The sequence below is a fragment of the Anaerophaga thermohalophila str. Valhall genome, from assembly GCF_000250735.1.
Lineage (GTDB): Bacteria > Bacteroidota > Bacteroidia > Bacteroidales > Marinilabiliaceae > Anaerophaga > Anaerophaga thermohalophila_A.
Window position 1 is genome coordinate 1 of record NZ_AHZV01000036.1, and the last position, 1,649, is coordinate 1,649.

Consider the following 1,649-nt stretch of genomic DNA (forward strand, 5'->3'; position numbering starts at 1 on the left):
TTTTTCCTGAGTTCCGCACTTTTTTCTCGCCCAAAAATTAAATATCAATAAATCAATTTTTTAATGTATTTTTAGGTGTAAATTTGGGTGTCCCAGAGGCTGCTTTTACACCATGTTTGTTCGAAAAAAGAAAAATAAAAGTGGAGTCATCAGTGTTCAGGTCGTAGATAAGAGTACTGGTAAATACCGATTGGTAAAAACCATTGGCAGCTCTAATGATTCAACTGAAATTGAGCGATTATTTAAAGATGGGCATGACTTCATCCAACACTACAGAGGCCAACAAACAATTAATTTCGCAGGCCATTCATTCAAAGATGCGGTAAAACAAAGCATCAATAGCATAACAATAGAAGGCATTAATCTTTTGCTTGGTCGAATATATTCAGAGATTGGTTTTGACGAGGTAAAGAGCGATCTTCTCAGGCAGCTAGTACTTGTGCGGCTATCTCATCCAGCAAGCAAATTAAAGACTACACAGCATCTTCAACGTTACTTTTCAATAAGCATTAACGAAGATAAAATATACCGATACCTAGATAAACTTTACAAAGACCACAAGGAACAGCTTCAGCAAATAAGTTTTAATCACACACGAAAGATACTGGGTGGGGCAATGAGCGTTGTGTTTTACGATGTAACAACGATTTATTTTCAAATTGATGACGAAGATGAGATCAGGAAACGTGGATTTTCAAAGGAAGGAAAGCACCAAAACCCTCAAATCATTCTTGGCCTTCTAGTTGGCTTGGAGGGTTATCCATTAGCCTACGAGATTCATGAAGGCAACAAGTTTGAAGGACATACCATGCTGCCTATAATAGATTCCTTTAAAACGAAGTATAACCTGAATAAATTAGTTGTTATTGCCGATTCCGGACTACTATCAACCGGTAACGTAAAAGACCTGATAGAAAAGGGTTATGAGTTTATTTTGGGCGCTCGCATAAAGAACGAAAGTGCATCTATAAAGAAGAAAATACTTTCTCTGGATTTATCCGATAAAACAAGTGCTATAATTAGGAAACCTGATGGATTAAGGCTGGTAATAGGATACACTGAAAAACGTGCAAGTAAGGACCGTTACAACCGGGAAAGAGGGTTGGTAAAACTGAAACAAAAAATTAAATCCGGGAAACTAACCAAATCTTCAATAAATAACAGAGGCTATAACAAGTATTTAAAACTTGAAGGCAATGTTGAAATCAGTATAGATAAGCAGAAATACGAACAAGATGCTCAATGGGATGGGCTGAAGGGCTACCTCACCAACACAACCCTATCAAAGGAGAAGATAATTAATAATTATGGGCAGCTTTGGAAGATCGAGAAGGCTTTTCGAGTCTCTAAACATGATTTAAAAATTAGACCGATATACCACAGGTTACAATCAAGAATTGAAGCACACATTACTATTAACTTCGTGGCATATAAGGTCTACAAAGAGCTTGAAAGACAACTGAAGGTAAAACAAGCTGATTTGAGCTGTGAACAAGCAATCGAAATTGCCAAAACAATATATGCCGTAGAAATTACAGATCCTACAACTGGCAGGACTTACACAGAAACTCTACTATTAACCCGGGAACAAAAAATACTTGCCGATCTCTTCGGATTTTAATTTGGGTGTCCCAATGCGGAACTCAGGA

General features: G+C 37.2%; 1 protein-coding gene. It reads left to right on the plus strand.

Annotated features, from left to right (window positions below):
* Positions 1 to 112 precede the first annotated feature (112 nt).
* Positions 113 to 1,621, plus strand: a complete 1,509-nt coding sequence (locus OQ5_RS0101255) for an IS1634 family transposase (RefSeq protein WP_016775748.1) — start codon at positions 113 to 115, stop codon at positions 1,619 to 1,621.
* The last annotated feature ends 28 nt before the right edge of the window (positions 1,622 to 1,649 follow it).

Coding starts and splice junctions, on each gene's coding strand:
- OQ5_RS0101255 (WP_016775748.1), top strand. CDS start 113: ATGTTTGTTCGAAAAAAGAAAAATAAAAGTGGAGTCATCAGTGTTCAG.